Source organism: Roseimaritima multifibrata (genome assembly GCF_007741495.1).
In the GTDB taxonomy this organism is placed as follows: domain Bacteria; phylum Planctomycetota; class Planctomycetia; order Pirellulales; family Pirellulaceae; genus Roseimaritima; species Roseimaritima multifibrata.
Window position 1 is genome coordinate 4,816,291 of record NZ_CP036262.1, and the last position, 17,474, is coordinate 4,833,764.

Annotated in this window: 9 protein-coding genes; 4 read left to right on the forward strand and 5 right to left on the reverse strand. The window is 54.8% G+C overall.

The genetic code is table 11. The annotated features are described in order from the left end of the window. Window positions 1-753: 753 nt before the first annotated feature. A complete protein-coding gene (locus tag FF011L_RS17460) occupies window positions 754-2,748 on the forward strand; it encodes a SulP family inorganic anion transporter (protein ID WP_145352880.1) in 1,995 nt (664 codons plus the stop codon). 153 nt (window positions 2,749-2,901) lie between these two features. Here the strand turns inward: FF011L_RS17460 and phnX are convergent, their stop codons facing one another. Both phnX and FF011L_RS17470 read right to left on the reverse strand, forming a co-directional pair. Next, complete coding sequence (phnX, locus tag FF011L_RS17465) at window positions 2,902-3,723, reverse strand: phosphonoacetaldehyde hydrolase (protein WP_145352881.1); 822 nt, start codon at window positions 3,721-3,723, stop codon at window positions 2,902-2,904. Beyond that, window positions 3,720-4,898: a TIGR03364 family FAD-dependent oxidoreductase gene (locus tag FF011L_RS17470; RefSeq protein ID WP_145352882.1), complete on the reverse strand. Its 1,179-nt coding sequence runs from the start codon at window positions 4,896-4,898 to the stop codon at window positions 3,720-3,722. The genes phnX and FF011L_RS17470 overlap by 4 nt, the downstream gene beginning before the upstream one ends. Window positions 4,899-5,140: 242 nt before the next feature. Between FF011L_RS17470 and FF011L_RS17475 the strand changes: the two genes are divergently transcribed. Beyond that, the gene (locus FF011L_RS17475) at window positions 5,141-6,463 is read left to right on the forward strand and encodes a DUF5690 family protein (protein ID WP_246109478.1); all 1,323 of its coding nucleotides are present in this window, start codon (window positions 5,141-5,143) and stop codon (window positions 6,461-6,463) included. On the opposite strand, the gene FF011L_RS17480 is transcribed toward FF011L_RS17475, so the two are convergent. The 3 genes from FF011L_RS17480 to FF011L_RS17490 form a co-directional block, all read right to left on the reverse strand. Beyond that, window positions 6,434-7,954, reverse strand: a complete 1,521-nt coding sequence (locus FF011L_RS17480) for an SLC13 family permease (RefSeq protein WP_218932703.1) — start codon at window positions 7,952-7,954, stop codon at window positions 6,434-6,436. The two genes, FF011L_RS17475 and FF011L_RS17480, sit on opposite strands and share 30 nt — an antisense overlap. A gap of 249 nt (window positions 7,955-8,203) precedes the next feature. Continuing rightward, window positions 8,204-9,559: an ATP-binding protein gene (locus FF011L_RS17485; RefSeq protein WP_145352883.1), complete on the reverse strand. Its 1,356-nt coding sequence runs from the start codon at window positions 9,557-9,559 to the stop codon at window positions 8,204-8,206. A gap of 46 nt (window positions 9,560-9,605) precedes the next feature. Continuing rightward, on the reverse strand, window positions 9,606-10,340 hold the full coding sequence (locus FF011L_RS17490; RefSeq protein ID WP_145352884.1) for a UvrB/UvrC motif-containing protein: 735 nt from the start codon (window positions 10,338-10,340) through the stop codon (window positions 9,606-9,608). 335 nt (window positions 10,341-10,675) lie between these two features. On the opposite strand from FF011L_RS17490, the gene FF011L_RS17495 reads away from it, so the two are divergent. Together FF011L_RS17495 and FF011L_RS17500 are read left to right on the forward strand one after the other, a co-directional pair. Next, window positions 10,676-12,169, forward strand: a complete 1,494-nt coding sequence (locus FF011L_RS17495) for a coiled-coil domain-containing protein (protein WP_145352885.1) — start codon at window positions 10,676-10,678, stop codon at window positions 12,167-12,169. Between the two features lie 1,324 nt (window positions 12,170-13,493). Then, the gene (locus tag FF011L_RS17500; protein WP_145352886.1) at window positions 13,494-17,246 is read left to right on the forward strand and encodes a PVC-type heme-binding CxxCH protein; all 3,753 of its coding nucleotides are present in this window, start codon (window positions 13,494-13,496) and stop codon (window positions 17,244-17,246) included. The last annotated feature ends 228 nt before the right edge of the window (window positions 17,247-17,474 follow it).

Genomic DNA, 17,474 nt, shown 5'->3' on the forward strand with positions numbered 1-17,474 from the left:
GCCATCCCCCCCTCTTTGCATCGTTATCCGGCCGAGGTTCATGAACCGATGCGATCGGCGGCCGCTCTAAATGACGGCTCCCTCAATCGGCGGAAAGTGTTTTAAAACGCTGTGTTTCGGCATTTTCTTGCACCCCTTCAAACCCCTTCGCCGAATTGCCGTAAACAGGTTACACCAAACCATTTACGGATTACCGCAATCGAATATTGCGTTTGGTTTGAAACCGTTAAAACGGTCTAGGCGAGCAAGTGCAATTCTTTGCACGTGCAGTGCAGAGACCTGCACGCACCAAATCACAAACGCGAATCTCGAACCTTTTATCCCCGCGAATCCCATGCCTAACACGGGAGGTTTCCGTGAGTGTTTTCTACCGTTTGGTCGGGCATACGCACCTGTGAAACGGCGATCGGTTTGCTGCCGAAACGCGTTCCCAAACCGTCCTGGCACACGACTTGCGTTAGCTCCGCTGACGAAGCTGTTTGCCTCGTTCTGCGGTCTTTCAAGCTTGGCTGCGTGTGTGGCTGGGCAAGGTGCCGTGCCCAGCAGTGGGACGTGAAATTTATAGGTAACTGATTGCCGGTCTGACCACGCTCTGGCGAGCGTCGCTACGTGAAAGCCGTAGCTGCCGTCGGCAGAGGGTGGTTCCCACACGGAAACCGTCACCAATTGATTTCACACTCCTCTGCTAGCGGAATGACGGCCCAGCATGGCATCTATTTGAGCTCATCCCACCTCTAGTTATCGCGACCGATTATGAAGCCCACCGACGCTGAAATCCCCCGTGGCAACCTGCATGGTTTTAAAAAGTATTTCAAATACGATGTGATTTCCGGATTCCTCGTCTTTCTGATCGCACTTCCTCTCTGTTTGGGGATTTCGATGGCCAGCGGCTATCCGCCGATCGCGGGGATTTTCACCGCGATTATTGGATCGATTGTCGCGACGGTCATCAGCAATTCAGAACTGACGATCAAAGGGCCAGCCGCCGGTCTGATCGTGATTGCCCTCGGATGCATTGAAGCGTTCGGAGGAGACGGGCCGCTTAATGGGCTTACCGAAATGGACATTTCGGCCTATCGAGCCGCCTTGGCAGTGGGCGTTGCCGCAGCGGTCCTCCAAGTCTTGTTCGGCTTTTTCCGGGCGGGCATCCTGGGCGAATTCTTCCCGATCTCTGCCGTCCATGGGATGTTGGCGGCGATCGGCGTGATCATCATCGCCAAACAGATCCCCGTAGCCTTGGGAGTGAACGCCAAGGGTAGCCCTCTTGAACTGCTACAGAAGATTCCGAATTTTATTGCAGAAGCCAACCCAGCGATTGCGGCGATCGGAGTCGTAAGCATCTTGATCATGTTCCTTTGGCCTCTGGTCGGAAAAAAATTCCCCGCGGCAAAGGTTCTTCCATCCCCGTTGATCGTGCTCTTGGTAGCCGTACCGATGGGAATGGCTTTCGACCTGATGCACAAACATTCTTATGTGCTTCAGAACCATGAATACCAACTGGGCGAACAATACCTTGTCGAAATGCCAGACAAAGTGTTTGGCATGTTTGACCAGATGACAACTCCAGACTTCACCGCTTTGCAGCAGCCGATGGCTTGGAAGTGGGTGTTTATGTTCTTCATTATCGGTAGCCTGGAATCCTTGTTAAGCGCGAAAGCGATTGATCTGATCGACCCCTGGCGTCGCAAAAGCAGCATGGACCGCGACATGGTCGCGGTAGGCACAGGCAATCTATTGGTTTCGATGGTCGGTGGACTGCCGATGATTTCCGAAATCGTCCGTAGTAAGGCCAATATCGATAATGGTGCTCGCACCCGTTTTGCAGACCTGTGGCACGGGATGTTCCTGTTGGTCTGCGTCGCCTTGATCCCAATGGTGCTGCACCGCATTCCCATGGCCGCGCTGGCAGCCATGCTGATCTATACCGGGTTCCGTTTGGCTCATCCAAGCGAATTCATGAATGTCTGGCGGATCGGACGCGAACAACTGGTGATCTTTGCCGTCACATTGGTCGCCGTCCTCGCCACCGACCTTCTGATCGGGATCATGATCGGAATCGCAACCAAAGTGATTATCCATATCGCTAACGGTGTCACGCTGCATTCCCTCTTCAAGCCCGAAATCGAATTGACTGAAGACGACGGCGAAACGGTTCACTTGACCGCCTACGAATCAGCCGTGTTCAGCAACTGGATTCCCATTCGACGACAGATCGAAAGACTAGGACTAGTCGATCGCAAGAATGTCGAACTTGACCTCTCGCAAACTCGTTTGGTCGATCACAGTGTGATGGACAAATTGCACGAAATGGAAAACGATTTCGAGCAACAAAACCTGACGTTCAAGGTGGTCGGCCTTGAGGCTCACCAACCGATGACAGGGCACGCGTATTCGGCGCGCCGCCGTGGCTTGGGAGCGATCCAGCGATTGACGATTCTGACCGAGCCCGAACTTGAAACACAGATTGTCGAGCAATTGGTTGCGTTGGGGGCCAGCGGATATACCATCCATAACTGTCAGGGAGCCGGGAAGACCGATCTACTTCAATCTCCGACGGAACGACACCCACGAATCCGAATCGAAGTGATCGCAAGCAAATCCGAATGCGAAGCGATGCGGGATTACCTGCACCGCGAAATTCAACCCGGTCACCGCCTGACGTTCTGTATCGACACGGTTCAGGTTGCCCGCCTGGATGCTTTCTCGGCCGACACCCTTGCGGAAACCAATACCCACGCGAAATCATAAACCACGCGAAATCATAAACCACGCGAAACCATAACAGGCTTCGCAGCGAACAGCCGTTCGCGATTGATGCAAATGAATGGCCGGCCATGTTATGTGGCTGGCCATTTTTCGTGGCTGGCCATTTTTCGTAGAAGCCAACAATGACGCCGGCGGTTACGGAAGTTCGCCCGCTGCCAATCGGTCATTAAAATCGATTAAGACAGGCACTAAATCGGCAACACTTTCGACGATACGATGAGCCCCTGCTTGCTTCAAAGAGGCTGCGGCGGCGTCGATTTTTTCCGTTTGCTCAGGCTTTCCCAGGCCGTCCCATTCCGCTTCCGACAGGCCCACTCCGTTGCCCGTCCGTGTGACTCCGACGGTCCAGCACCCGGCATTTCGCCCCGCTTCGATTCCCACAACCGTGTCATCAACCTTAACGATCCGCCAGAGTGGAAAGACCTCCATCTGCAAGGCCGCCTGATAGATCAAATAGGGGGCAGGACGGCCTGCGGGCGCGTCCTCCACTCCCAGTGCACAATCGGGAACGTAGCCTTGTTCGGCAGCAGCGGCGGCAACAATTTGCAAAAGTTCGCGAGTATAGCCCGTCGTGGAACCGATCTTCAGACCTTGCTCGCGACACCAATGAATCGTTTCACAAACGCCTTCGATCATCTGACTATGATTGCCCAATGTCTTTTTTTGCAGCGGCAAAAAATCATTGTACATCGCTTCGATTTGGTCATTGGTTATCGAAGCTCCATCGTGAATCGCCCGCCAGAGGGCATCCACTTCAGGCATCGCTGCCACGGCTGCGATGTGATCCCGTTTGGCTCGGCCCATCGGTTCGCGAGCCTGTGCCGCCGTGATATCGACGCCACGTTGACGAAAGATTTCGACAAAAACCGACGCCGGCGCACAGCTCCCAAAGTCGATCGTCGTGCCGGCCCAATCGAGAATAACGGCTTTCAGCTGCGGCACTTCTTGAGAACTCATATTTCCATTTCCTGTGAGGTCTGTTCTTTCCAAAATTGATCGGCCCAACCAAAAGACATCGTCATTCCCGCTCCGCCGGGAGCCACACACACACGCACCCCTGGCTGGGGCTGAGCGGAATAGATGACATTGCCAGGGAACTTAGCATAAACGCCATGCCACCGGGCTTCGATGTCCCAGCTGGGAAGCTGGAACTGCTTTTGCACTTCCCGCAAAATCAAACGGTCAATCATTGTTTTATCGAAGGGGCTATCGGTCTGCTCGTATTCATGAGAATCCCCCAACACGACCTGTCCCAATTCATTCTGCGAAGCCATCACATGAACCCCAAACCGATCCAGTTCCGGACTCTCTTCTTGAATCCGTTGCTGAAGCCGGGGAAGGGAAGGGCACTGCAAAAAAGACTCGTAATGACGGAGCGTCAATCCACTCGCCAGGTGTGGGCCCAATCGCCAGCCATCGGGCTGAGCCGAAGTTCGCATCATTTGCAGCTTACAAACCTTCAGATCGATTTCCCGAAACGCTTCCGGGAGAAGCGTTTGAAAATCGCTCCCGCTGCAAACGACGATTTGGTCGGCCTGCCAGGACCGCCCATCGCTGGCCAGCAATCGATTCCCATCGATATGCGAGACCGCCGTGTTGAAACGGCATTCGACCTGATAGGTAGCCTCCAGCCATCCAGGAATTCGCGCGATCGCTTGCGGAGGATTCACGCACAATTCAGCGGGGCTCCACATCGCTCCGCGCAGTCCAGTCGGCTGAGCTGCCGAAGTCTTTCGCATGGTTTGTTCGGGATCGAATAGTTCAACACCATTTCCTACGGATTCATTCTGTTGAACATATTCCTGCAGGACGCTCCATTCGTCGTCATGATGTGCCAGGTGAAGCGAGCCGCATCGGTTCACCCATACATCCGCGTGCTCCCCTAGATGCATCCACAACTCTCTCGACCGCAAAGCCATCTGGTACCGCTCACCAGCGGGCTGTCCGATCGGCCACACCATTCCGAAATTGCGGACCGAAGCTCCAGTGGCAAGGGGAGAACGTTCTAACAGAACGACTCGCAACCCTCGTGCAGCGGCCATCCATGCATTGGCCAAGCCGACGATCCCAGCTCCGACAACCGCCACATCGAAGGTTTCAGAAGGTGAACGAAAAGCCAGTGATTCGGACATTTGGTTTTGCTCTACTTTCCAAATTTTTTGGTTGGTTGTGCGGACAACCAACACTATAAACATTCAAGCAGTGGACGACGGAGGTAGCTTATCGCATCCCTTTCCGAACCCAACCCGTGACCGGCAACCTTAACGCAAACTTCACCGGTTAAGACTGGCATCCGCAACAGGCAACTGTTTTACTTGCGACACCGCATCGCCAGCGACACGCTTCGACCCCTCCGGCTCTTTGGAAAGACGTAATGGGCACCGATCCCGCACCCGCTTCGGCCTCCTCTCAAACGCTCCCCACAACCCCGTCAGGCGGGGAAGCCAAAGGACGAGAAATGCTTTGGGCGGTGGTCGCTGCCTTCGGAACGTACTTTTGCATGTACGCCTTTCGCAAACCTTTTGCAGTGGCTCAGTTTGATGGGCTGCACGTCGGCGACTGGGATTACAAAGTGATCGCGGTCGCTTCACAGGTGCTCGGTTACACGCTTTCCAAATTCATCGGGATCAAAGTCCTGACGGAATTAAAACCTAACCGTAGGGCTTGGTCGATCATCGCATTGATCCTGCTGGCGGAACTGGCGTTGATTCTGCTGGCGATCGTTCCGGCCCCTTGGAATTTGTTCTGTTTGTTCCTGAATGGTTTGCCACTGGGGATGGTCTTCGGATTGGTGATCAGTTTTCTGGAGGGACGGCGACAAACCGAAGCGTTGGCGGCGATCCTCTGTACCAGTTTCATCCTCGCGGATGGATTCACCAAGTCGGTTGGCAAACTGTTGCTTGATTCAGGGGTCTCGCAGTTTTGGATGCCGGCCGGTGTCGGCATCCTCTTCCTCCTCCCATTACTTGGTTTCGTATGGATGCTAAGCGGCGTCAAGCAACCCAGCAAACGAGACATTGTCGCCAGAAGTGAACGGGTTCAGATGACTTCCCAAGACCGCAAATCCTTCATCATCCGTTATGCAGGGGGACTTATCCCGCTGCTGATGATGTACCTGATGGTCACGGTGGTGCGAAGCATTCGCTCCGATTTTGCCCCGGAGATTTGGGGCAGCCTAGGTGTCACCACAACCCCCGAACTGTTCAGCTTTTCTGAGCTATGGGTCGGATTGGCGGTCACTTTGGCAAATGGATTTGCAGTACTGATCACCAACAACTACCGCGCCTTCCGCGTCGCAATTCTAATTTGCATCACCGGTTCTGGTTTGCTACTTGCCGCTTCCCTTGGACAACACACCGGCCATCTAAGCGGCTTTACTTTCATGGTCTTAATCGGCATCGGTCTGTACCTTCCCTATGTCGCAACTCACACCACGCTCTTCGAGCGGATGCTTGCGATTACCCGCGACCGCGGTAGCCTGGTGTTTCTAATGTACCTAGCCGATGCGATCGGCTACCTCGGATACGTGGCGGTGATGCTGGCACGCAATGCGTTGGATCCAGGAGGAGACTTCATGGTCTTTTTCTTGCCGATGTGTTACATCACAGGCGGGTTGTCGATTACCTGCATGCTCGCCTGTCAATTCTATTTCTCGCGGCAACAACAACTAGCGTACGCCCGCAGCCTGGCTCTCTGACGGCACGGCGGCTTCACTGGCAGCCGGCTCTCGGTCTGAAGTCGGAATCAAGAAGTAACAGACGGTCGAGATCAAGAATGCAGCGATCAAGTTAAGCCCCAAACCGGTCCGAGCCATCTGCTGCGTCGATAGACTTCCGGTCGCAAACACGATCGTGTTAGGAGGCGAGGCAACGGGCAGCATGAATGCACAGCTTGCACTGATCGCGGCAGGATACAAAATCAATTCGTACGGGAGCCCACTGACGATCGACATCCCGCCTAAAACGGGCAGCAACAATGACGTGGTTGCGGTGCCGCTGGTGATTTCCGTTAAAAAGGTAACAACCAAGCAGAGGACCAACATCAATAGCCACGGGGGTTGATCGGCGATACGACTTAGCTGAGTCCCCACGATCTGGCTGAGGCCGCTGGTTTCGAATCCCTGCGCCAACGCCAGCCCGCCGCCAAACATCAGCAAAATCCCCCAAGGGACGCGCGATGTCGCTTTCCAATCGAGCAATCTTTCCGTGCAACGAGGCGGAGCCTCTTCGGAATCGTCGCGGACAGGCTCCGCTGGTTTGTCTCCGGCGGGAACAATGAACAACGCAAGTGACGCAGCCAAAGCGATGGTCGCATCGTTGATCATCGAGCGGCCGTCGCTGTCCGTCACAGGAATCCAACTGGACCACCCGCCTGCAGGAGCCGCACGGAACACCCAAGCCAATGCGGTCACCACGAAAATGATCAGAACACGGACCTCACTTTGCCGCCAGACTCCCACATCGGGCATCTGAATCGAGTGGGCGCCTTCCAATTTCCGAGTGATCCACAGCCAGGTGACTGGAAGCAAGACTAAGACGATTGGCAGAGTGACTTGCATCCAATCGAAAAACGTCACCTCATGGCCAAAGGTTTCTTGCACATATCCGACCATCAGGACGTTTGGGGGCGTGCCGATCGGTGTTCCCATCCCTCCGATACTGGCGGCGTAAGCGATTCCCAGCAACAGCGCCGTCCGCAGGGCATGGTCGTCTTCAATCTGTGAAAGGATCGCCATTGCAATGGGCAACATCATCAGAGCGGTTGCCGTGTTGCTGATCCACATCGACAGTCCCGCGGTCGCCAACATCACCCCCAGCACTAATCGCCGCCCATTACTCCCTCCAACGGCCCGCACCAAATAGAGCGCCAAGCGACGATGGGCGCCACACTTTTCCATCCCTGCAGACAAGAAGGCGCCCCCTAACAACAACAGGATCATCGAATGCCCGTAAGCCCCGGCGACGTCGGAAGCGCTAAGAACGCCGAGGACCGGAAACGCCACAAACGGCACGATCCCAACAACGGCAAGATCCAATGTTTCAAGGATCCACCATACGGCACAAAGCGTAGCGACCCCAGCGCAACAAGAGGCTTCCCAGGAGATATCGCTTTGAAAACAAAAAACAAAAACGAGAACAGCCAAAATGGGGCCGCCCATTAAGCCGATGGCCTGACGAGAAATAGACAAGAGTGGAACCGTGTTTGGGAATCATCGAGGAAAGGGGAGGGCGGCCTATTGTAGCGGGCAGCAGCACCGTTCGCCTTCGCCAACGGGCTGGCGGAGAAGGAACCAGCCATTGCCGTAGCTCCGCCTCTCCGAGGCGGAGAGTTTGCTCAGCACGAGTCTCGGAGAGACTCGACTACGTAGCTCCGCCTCTCCGAGGCGGAGAGCTTGCTCAGCACGAGTCTCGGAGAGACTCGACTACGCTTGCGGCGACTAACGGGTCGCGGGGGCATCGATTGGCAAGAGGACTGAAACCGTGGTTCCTTTGCCTGCGTGACTATCAAATTTGATTTGGCCTCCTAACTTGGCGATCAAGTTGCGAGTCAAAAACAGCCCCAGCCCCATTCCTCGTCCGGGCTCTTTCGTCGTAAAAAACGGTTCACCGATTCGTCCCAACACAGCACTCGACATCCCTTCTCCGAAATCATCGATTTTCAGCAGAATCTGATCACCTTCTAGGCAAGCTTCGATCCGCACACGGGATTCGGGACCGCCCGCATCAAGGCCGTTGTGAATCAGGTTTCGAATCGCCTGTGCAACCGCTTCCTGCGGCAACCACAACACCTGTTGCTCGACCGATTCCGGTCCATCAACAACATCGACACGATGAGGATCTCGGACTCCATCCAGCGTGGTATCGATCAAATCTTCCACTGTTGTCCGCTGCCAACTCTGCCCTGATTGGTCTCCTGCGGCGGCGCGCATTCGCAGCAATATTTGCCGGCACGATTCCAATTCATGATCGATCAGTTTCAAATCATGCTCAACGGTAGGCGGCGTCTGACACTCTTCCAGGTGCCGCCCCAGTTCACGGACCACGACATCGATGGTCGAAAGCGGAGTCGCCAATTCATGGGCAGCTCCGGCGGCTAATGTCGTCAACCCTTCCAGTTGGCGACTTCGCGTCCGTTCTTCCTCCGAGCGGCGTAGTTGCTGTTGCCGACGCGTCAATTCGGCTGCGGTATGGGTGACAAAAAAGGTGACAACTGCCGCACAAGTCGTAAACGCGATCGCCAAGCCGAGCGTCGACACATGCGAAGCGACCCCCAACGGAGGCAGAACAATCTGCTCAAGAGGCCGATAAAATTCCAGCAAGGCGGTATGCGCGACGATCGCAAACGCGGTCAGCCCCCAAGCCCAGCGAGGCCTTAAGATGACCCCGCCAACGGCTAAGTTGACAAAGTAAAACAACGCAAATGGATTGACGGCGCCGCCGGTGAAATAGAGCATTGCCGTCAACGTTCCCAGGTCAAGCAACATCAGGCCTGGCGGGACAAGATCCGCAGATCGATGGCTTTTGTCACGGGCCGGTAAAGAGATTTCGGCCGAACTGCTGACCCACCGCTTGGACCGCCACAGCCAGATTCCAAAGACCAGATTCGTACTTGCGGTCAATCCAATCAACAGCAGCAGAGGAACCAGCGGGATGTGGGAATCGACCACGCCCCAAGCGATCGCAACCGTGATCAACTGCCCCAGCACGGCCATCCACCGCAACTGCAGCAACCAGGTCGAGGTCCCAAACTGCGGGCTTAAATGAACTCCCAAATTCCAGGCCGAGACGTTCATAGGAGCCTCTCCGCCAAGGAGTTCATCTGCACTTTCACGAGAAACCTTAGATCGCATCGCGACGAGCCAACTCGTCACGCAACTTTGCGGCTAATTCGTATTTTTCTTCAGCGACAGCCGCATCAAGGCGTTCGACCAGCGTGCTTCCGACGGAGTATTCCTTGCGGAGGGCTTCCCGCAATCCTTCCAACCGTTGGACCAATTCATCCGTTTCGAAGTGCTCTTCGATTTCATGTTGAATGAAAATCTGGCGAATCGATTCCAAACCAGCATTAAAAGCTTGAATGGCCGCCTCGGGTCCATTTTCTTCCAACTCCGCCAAGGCATACGCCTGCGTCCGCTGAAACCAAACAAACGGGCGGTATTCTTCGTGCGTCACGGTCCATTCTTCGTCCGGCGAAAGCCTGGTCGCGATGTCCATCAGCCCAAGCGTATGATCGGCGTCGATAACCGCATTCTGGTAAGATTCCAGCCGAAGCCAGCAAATCCTGCGATGGTACATCTGCATGAATTCGCGGTCGACTTCGTTGCACTCTTCCTCAGTAAGGGTGAATTCCCCTTCTTCAATTTCTCGCTTGCTTAAGTATTCGAGAAACGAGGTGCATTCGAAAGGCCGAGTTCCGTCGGGGCGACCCGTTGTTTCCAGCTGCAGGATCCCCATATCCACCCGCATCTGCACCACTTCACGACCGTCGGCTCCTTTGATGATTCGGACCGATAGCGCAGACGGATCGTAGGGCCATTGCTGAAGTAGAGAATCGATGTGACGCGGACGCTTCATAAGCCCTGACAAAATTAGGCGAAAACGGTTGAATAGCGGGCTCGATGCTGTAATGGCCGAACCCCTGGGAAGTTGGGAGTTCCCAGTATACCAAGCTGGGCTCTTCCGAGAAGACATCCCCCTGCAGAGCAGGCATAGGGCTCCCTCCCAACCAGCGCAACCGGACCAACCGCCCCAGCAGTCCGATTTTCCGCAATCCAGTCCTTTCGAAACAGGTACGATTTTGACCGACTCCGAAGCCTAACCTACGGATTTAGGAGGAAATAGTGTTTCATGCCAAATCCGAGCGAACTACGCTCCGGCATTGGGCACAAGCCCCACTAGTAAAACGTCAAATGGCCCGCAGAAATAGAAATCACAAATCTCCGAAATCGCCTACCCGGTCCCCTCAGGCCTCGGGCACCGTTGCGGCTACCCAAACCCCAGATGCAAACGCCCCAAGTGACGACACCCTAACCCCACTCGACCATTCGAACGGGGACACGCCGGACGCTCCCGCAGCGGAAGCCGGGACTCCCGACGCCGACGCGACCAAGGGGTCGATTCGCAGTCAAATTCGCTCACAAAGGCCCGAGAAGAAAACAGCAGCCTCTCCATCAGCCGTCGAAGTTGATGTGATCCGCGAACGTTTATCGGCCATTCAAACGTTGTTGACCGAGACGAATCCCACTGCTGAAACGGACGACAATTCGTTGTCGGAATTACTGGAATTCAGCGACAAACTGGATGCGAAGGAAGAATCGCTTTGGTTGCGAGAAGCGGAATTGGCCTCCCGCGAAGCCGACCTGACCGCAAGGCGAAGAACCCTCGCTCGTCAGCTGCGCGCCGAACAGAGACGGGCAAGCGACGACAAAATCGCCGACCTGCACGAAAAAACGACCAGCATCGAATCGATCCTGCAGCGATACGCATCTTGCGTCGAAAATATCGAACAAGCCAACGTGTCGATGGCGGCCGAACAAGGCACGTCAGACAGTGAACGCGAACAGCTGACCATTGATCTGCAGGCGAAATCGGAAGCTTTCGATTCCCTCTATGTCCAGTTCGAACAACAGCAAGAAGAATTGCAATTTCTGGTGCGTGAACTGGAACTGCTGCGAGAATCGAACCTCGAACTCCAACGACACGCCGACGAACACCAGTCGGAACATCTATTCACAGAGGGTCAACAAACCAACCTTGATCAACTCACCCAAGAACTAGATGACGCGAAGCATCGCATTGCGGACCTTGAAGCACAAAACAAAGACCTCGCCGCAAAATGCACCGATAGTAGCATCCGAGGAAAACTGGACTTCAGCAGCGGCGGGATGAGCGAATCGCTTTCTTGGGAAGAACGCAAGCAGCTGATCCTAGCGCGGCTGGAAAACGAAGAAGACTCTTTCAACGATGACAATTCGGATGAAGCGAAATCGACTTTGGAAGAGCTGCAGAATCTTCGTCAAACGATCATGCAAACCGACCGCGAGATCATTTGGCGCGACAAAGAAATCAGCGAATTGCGGCAGCTCCTGGAACAGCAATCGGGGACCGTGGGCGATGTCGCCATCGGTGCCTCCGCAATCGCGAACCTCTTGGACCAAGACGAATTGGTGCGTGAAGAACGGGAAAAATTGCTGCAAATCCAAAACGAGTGGCAAGAGAAACTACGAGCCGCAGAAATCGAGGTCTCGCTGGAAAGAGCTCGACTGGCCAGAGAACGGCAAAACATCGAAAAACGAAACAATGAACTGGAAGAACTACTCTCCGACCAAAGTCGCGAAACCGAAGTGATGATTGAAGGCAAACCCGCAAGGCGATGGCTAGCCAAGCTGGGCCTGAACGACTGATCGCCGGTCCCCAAAATCAACTGCTTCTAGTTCACGCCCCCGGTGCGTCCCAATATTGGACGGTGCAGACACGGTCTATTTTTGAGCAAGTGAAGTTAGGGAAGAAAAATAGGAACAGACGGCCAGAAGACGGAGTCTGATCCTGCGCTGCGGTTCATCGTTTATTGAGCTCAGCCTTCCCTCCGCCCCAATCGGCGTTCAACGCACTAGGTACCTCAATCTGGACGGGAAGTTTCCTCTGACGCCTAGGCTCCGCGGAATGCAAGGCAATGATCAGCATGAACACAACCCAAATGGCTGGCAAGATTCGTGACAATGGTACCACGTCAAACATCGGTGGTTGCGTCAGGAAAAGCGTGGCGGCCACGGCTGTGGTAAGCATGACCAAAGTCCGACTGGTGAACTGTAACCCGACGCGATGTCGCGGCTTCGTCCCATGCCGATAAACCGAAAACAACGCCAGGCCAAGCGAGATACAAGCGACCGCAATCCAACCGGTTGAAGCAAACCTTAGCATTGCCCCATTGTCAGACCATGTATCCGAGAGCGTCCACAAAGGATGCATGCAAATGGTCACCGCAGCAAACGCAGCGGAACGCAGATCGTAGCGTGCAAACAGGAAAATCGCGATCGAAGCGACCGTAACCGAAATCGAAAACAGGGCAGTTTAGAACGCGTAACTTTCCGCAGCAGCCCTCATTGCGATTTGGGGATCAACGGGATTTACAGGCCATATAGGCATTTCAAAAAAATGAACGGATGGTGGCGATGGCATCTAGCTTGCAAGCAATCCGACACGGCGACCCTCGCCGCTCAGCCACTTTCGAATGTCGATTGCACTGAAACATTCTTTTGGACCGGTTTCGAAAACAAACCGCACAGGCCAACCTTCACACTACAGCCTTAGGCAAAATCAAGCAACAATTCGCTGTATCGATGGACCAATCGGCGGTCGATAGCAGCCGTGTCGACTGCACGGTCTCTGGCAATGGCAAGCAAAACTTTCCACGAATCAGCTGCTGGGACGATTTGTCCACGGTTCTTTTTCTAATCCCCAAGATTCCAGTGCCCAAGATTCCAGTGCCCAAGATTCCAGTGCCCAGAACCGCTGCCTAGCGTCCAAACGGCTGAGAGCAAACCCGAACCAGCGTTGGGCGTCTGCTGGAATCTGCAAAGCTACCGCAGGAAAGTTTTCTTCCCCCAAAACGTTGATCTGCTTATACTATTTGCTTAGCAGAATGCCACCGATCGGTAGATCCATCCCCTCCACCCGAAGAACTGTTCCATGGGCGGTACAGTTACCGGATTAAGGAAACTTGACTCGATGCACACCATGCGCACCCTTTTGCTTCCGGCCCTCGCGGTTTATTTCTTTTTGAACGGGAGCCTGTCAGCCGGCTCGACGCTTCAGGCGGCCGAACCGACTCTGAAACTGGAACCGGGCGAAAAAGTTGCGATGGTCGGCAATGCCTTGGCCGAGCGAATGAACCTTTACGGTCATTTTGAAACTCGCTGGCAACTTCATACCGAAGGCCTACAAACTCAGTTTCGCAATTTCGGCTGGCCGGCCGATGAAGTGGGTAACCAACAGCGTCCTAACAGCTACACCACGATCGATGATCCTCTTGAAGTTTTTGCGCCCAATCGCTTCCTATGCTTTTTTGGGTTCAACGAATCGTTTGCAGGCACCGATGAAGCGACCCTTGATGCTTTTGTCGAAGCCTACCGCGAATACATCAAAAAGACGGCGGAGAAGTACGGCCAAGATGGCAAGGCAAAGTTCGTTCTTGTCAGCCCAACCGCTTTTGAAGCAACCGGCAACCCGCTCCATCCCGACCCACAAGAACGGAATGCCGCGTTAAAAGCCTACACCGACCGAATTCAGCAATTGGCGGAAGCCGACGGTCATGACTTTGTAGACCTTTACACTCCGACGCTGCAGCAATTCAGCAAAGAACAAGGGACTCAGTACACGATCAATGGGATTCACCTGAACGAGGACGGCGACCGCTTGATCGCCTACGAACTGGATCGTGCTTTGCTTTCCGGCGACGCTTCGCCGAATCTGTCGGGCCCCAAATACGAAAAGGTCCGCAACTGGGTAAACGATAAAGCCTGGTTGCATCTGCAAGATTACCGCATGCTAAATGGTTGGTACGTCTACGGCGGCCGCCGCACATGGGATACGGAAACGTTCCCGACCGAATACCGCAAGATCCGAAACATGGTCGAAGTCCGCGATCAGTACATCTGGGACTTGGTCGCTGGCAAAGCGGTCGCGGACAAACCGGATGACTCAGCGACCGGCGACGTTGTCATCCCACCGACGATGTTCGGCACACGCAACGAAAATTTTCGCAAGATGCGTGAACCCGAAAAATTGATTTATCCGACTCCTGAAGAGTCGATCAAGATGATGAACGTTCCGGACGGCTTCGAGATTGAACTGTTTGCCTCGGAGCGTGAATTCCCGGAACTGGCTAACCCCAATCAAATCGCTTTTGATGCGAAAGGTCGACTGTGGGTATCTTGCATGGCAAACTATCCGCAGTGGCAACCAGGCGCCAAACGCCCCGACGATCGCCTGCTGATCCTGGAAGACACCGACAACGACGGCAAAGCGGATAAGTGCACGACCTTCTATGACAAATTGATCTGCCCCACCGGATTCGAGTTCTGGAACGGCGGCGTCCTGGTGGTCGATGAACCTCGGATCTTGTTCCTAAAAGACAACGATGGCGATGACCAAGCCGACGAAGCGATTCAACTGATCGATGGGATCGCCACCGACGACACTCACCACACAGTGGGCGCCTGGGAATTTTCTCCCGGCGGCCTGCTGTACATGCTGGAAGGGGTCTCGCTTTCGACCACTTTGGAAACGCCTTGGGGAGCCTTCCGCAACAAGAACAGCGGGGGAGGTTACATCCTGGATCCCCATTCCATGCAGGTTCGCCACTTTCGGACTCCCGGTTACGGGAACCCCTGGTGCTTAGTGTTTGACGAGTGGGGCAATGGAATCATCGGCGATGGCACGAACGCCAAACAGCATTGGCTTAGCCCACTGACAGGCGCGGACGTGGCCAGCCGCAAAACCCTACAACCGATCTTCGACAACGAAGGGATGCGGCCTGCGGTCGGGAACGAATTCCTCTTCTCTCGCCATTTCCCGGACGACATCCAAGGAGAATTCATTTATGCCTGTGTGATCAACATGCACGGGATGCCACGGTTCACTGTGGAAGACGAAGCGGGGACGGCCGGCTTCACTGGAAAACGAATCGAAGACTTTGTCGATTCCACCGACATGATCTTCCGACCTGTCGATCCTAAAATTGGGCCTGACGGTGCCCTCTGGTTCGGTGACTGGTGCAATGCCCTAATCGGCCATATGCAGTATTCCCAACGCGACCCCAATCGCGACCACACCCATGGCCGCGTCTACCGTATGGTTTACAAGGACAAACCACTTTTGGAAACGGTTGATTATTCCCAATCGTCCGCTGCGGAATTGCTTGCCGCGTTGCAGGTTCCAGAACTGCGAACGCGTTATCGAATTCGCCGCGAACTGCGCAATCGACCAAAGGCGGAAGTCGACGCCGCCATCGCTTCCTCGCTGCAGGGGAACTCCGACCCAATGCAACTCTGCGAAGCGATGTGGGCTCAGGAAAGTTTCCGCGACGTCGACACCAATTTATTGGACGCGATCCTGCAATCGGACAACAAAAATGCCCGAGCGGCCGCGATCCACACGGTCACGAATGAAATGAGCCGCATCGAAGACGTCGATCGCTATTTTGAAGCGGCCGTCAACGACCCGGACCCTCGAGTCCGATTGGAGGGGATTCGTGGCCTCAGTCTTTCCAAGTCGCCAAGGGCAACGGAACTGGTCCTAGCCGCCACGAACCATCCGCTGGACTACTGGATTGAATACACGTTGGAACATGCCTTGCAGGCCCTCGAGCCGCAGTGGTCCGAAGGGATGAAGAACGAGTCCTACCTCGCCAGCAGTACCGAACAGGCCAGAGAGTACCTGGTCCGTTACATCCGGAAATCAGGGCCTGGCGGTGAAGCGGTGGTTCCACTGGATATCGCCGACGATGTCGATGCACCGTTAGAAAAACGAATGGCCGCGATCCAGCAGCTGGCCAAGTTGAAAGGCGGCAATGCAAAGCGTGGAGCCCCGGTCTTTAAGCAGGTTTGCTCGGCTTGCCACAAAGTCGGCGACATCGGCAAGAAGTTCGGCCCCGATCTATCGGATGTCGGCATGCGACTTAGCACCGAACAAATTGTCCGTTCGGTCACGATGCCCAACCACGAAATCTCCAAGGGATTTGAAACCGTGATGGTTTTGACCTACGACGGGGTCACTCACAACGGGTTCATCCTGTCCGAAGATGATGACACCCTTTCCTTAGGAATTGCCGACGGAAAGAAAGTGGATGTCGACAAAGAAGAAATTGAAATCCGCAAAGCAATGAAAGCCAGTTCGATGCCGGAAGGGTTGGCCAAAACGATTGCGCCAATCGAATTCCTCGATTTAATCGCGTATCTGGGGCAGCAAAAGAACATCCGCAAAGCGGAGCGAGATGGCTGGATCTTTGCAGAATTCGCAACACCACCAGAGCTGCGTTCACACAAAGGGATTCCTGAGGTTTCGCGGACCGCCGGGATTCAGCTTGGGCCGAATTTTTCCAATCAAGATTGGAACGATGAAGTCCACCTGTTACTCGCCGGATCGCCACGAAGCGGATTTGATTTTGCTTTTCATTCCGTCCATGACGCCGAGAAGCCTTACGTCACGATCCGCTTGGACAAACCGACGCTGCTAAAACATCTGTGGATGCAAAACCGCGTCAGCAAACAATTCCACTCCCGCGCCGACGGGCTAACCGTCTGGGTCAGCAAGGATGGCAAAGACTTCCAGCAGGTTTGGACCGCAGACAAACCGAACAGCGAATGGACCATCGATTTCCCTGCCGGGACCGAGGCTCAATACGTACGCATCGGGCTAAACAAAGCGGGGACGTTCCATCTGAACCAAGCCGCCATCTTCGGCGTCGACGCAAAGGAATAAAGACGGCAAAGAAACAGCGTTCGCGCAGCGCCGCCCCTCGTAGCTCCGCCCCTCGTAGCTCCGCCTCTCCGAGGCGGAGAACCCAGCGAGCACGAGTCTCGGAGAGACTCTACTACGTGCGATTGCACCGACCCCAGATGGCGATGTTTAGGCCGCGGTATCCGCGTAGCTCCGCCCGCCTCGTAGCTCCGCCTCTCCGAGGCGGAGAGCCCAGCGAGCACGAGTCTC

What these genes read in the sequence shown, in the direction of transcription:
- phnX (WP_145352881.1), bottom strand. Translation starts at nt 3,723, where the DNA reads ATGAGTTCTCAAGAAGTGCCGCAGCTGAAAGCCGTTATTCTCGATTGG.
- FF011L_RS17495 (WP_145352885.1), top strand. Translation starts at nt 10,676, where the DNA reads ATGGCCCGCAGAAATAGAAATCACAAATCTCCGAAATCGCCTACCCGG.
- FF011L_RS17470 (WP_145352882.1), bottom strand. Translation starts at nt 4,898, where the DNA reads ATGTCCGAATCACTGGCTTTTCGTTCACCTTCTGAAACCTTCGATGTG.
- FF011L_RS17500 (WP_145352886.1), top strand. Translation starts at nt 13,494, where the DNA reads ATGCACACCATGCGCACCCTTTTGCTTCCGGCCCTCGCGGTTTATTTC.
- FF011L_RS17485 (WP_145352883.1), bottom strand. Translation starts at nt 9,559, where the DNA reads ATGAACGTCTCGGCCTGGAATTTGGGAGTTCATTTAAGCCCGCAGTTT.
- FF011L_RS17460 (WP_145352880.1), top strand. Translation starts at nt 754, where the DNA reads ATGAAGCCCACCGACGCTGAAATCCCCCGTGGCAACCTGCATGGTTTT.
- FF011L_RS17490 (WP_145352884.1), bottom strand. Translation starts at nt 10,340, where the DNA reads ATGAAGCGTCCGCGTCACATCGATTCTCTACTTCAGCAATGGCCCTAC.
- FF011L_RS17475 (WP_246109478.1), top strand. Translation starts at nt 5,141, where the DNA reads ATGGGCACCGATCCCGCACCCGCTTCGGCCTCCTCTCAAACGCTCCCC.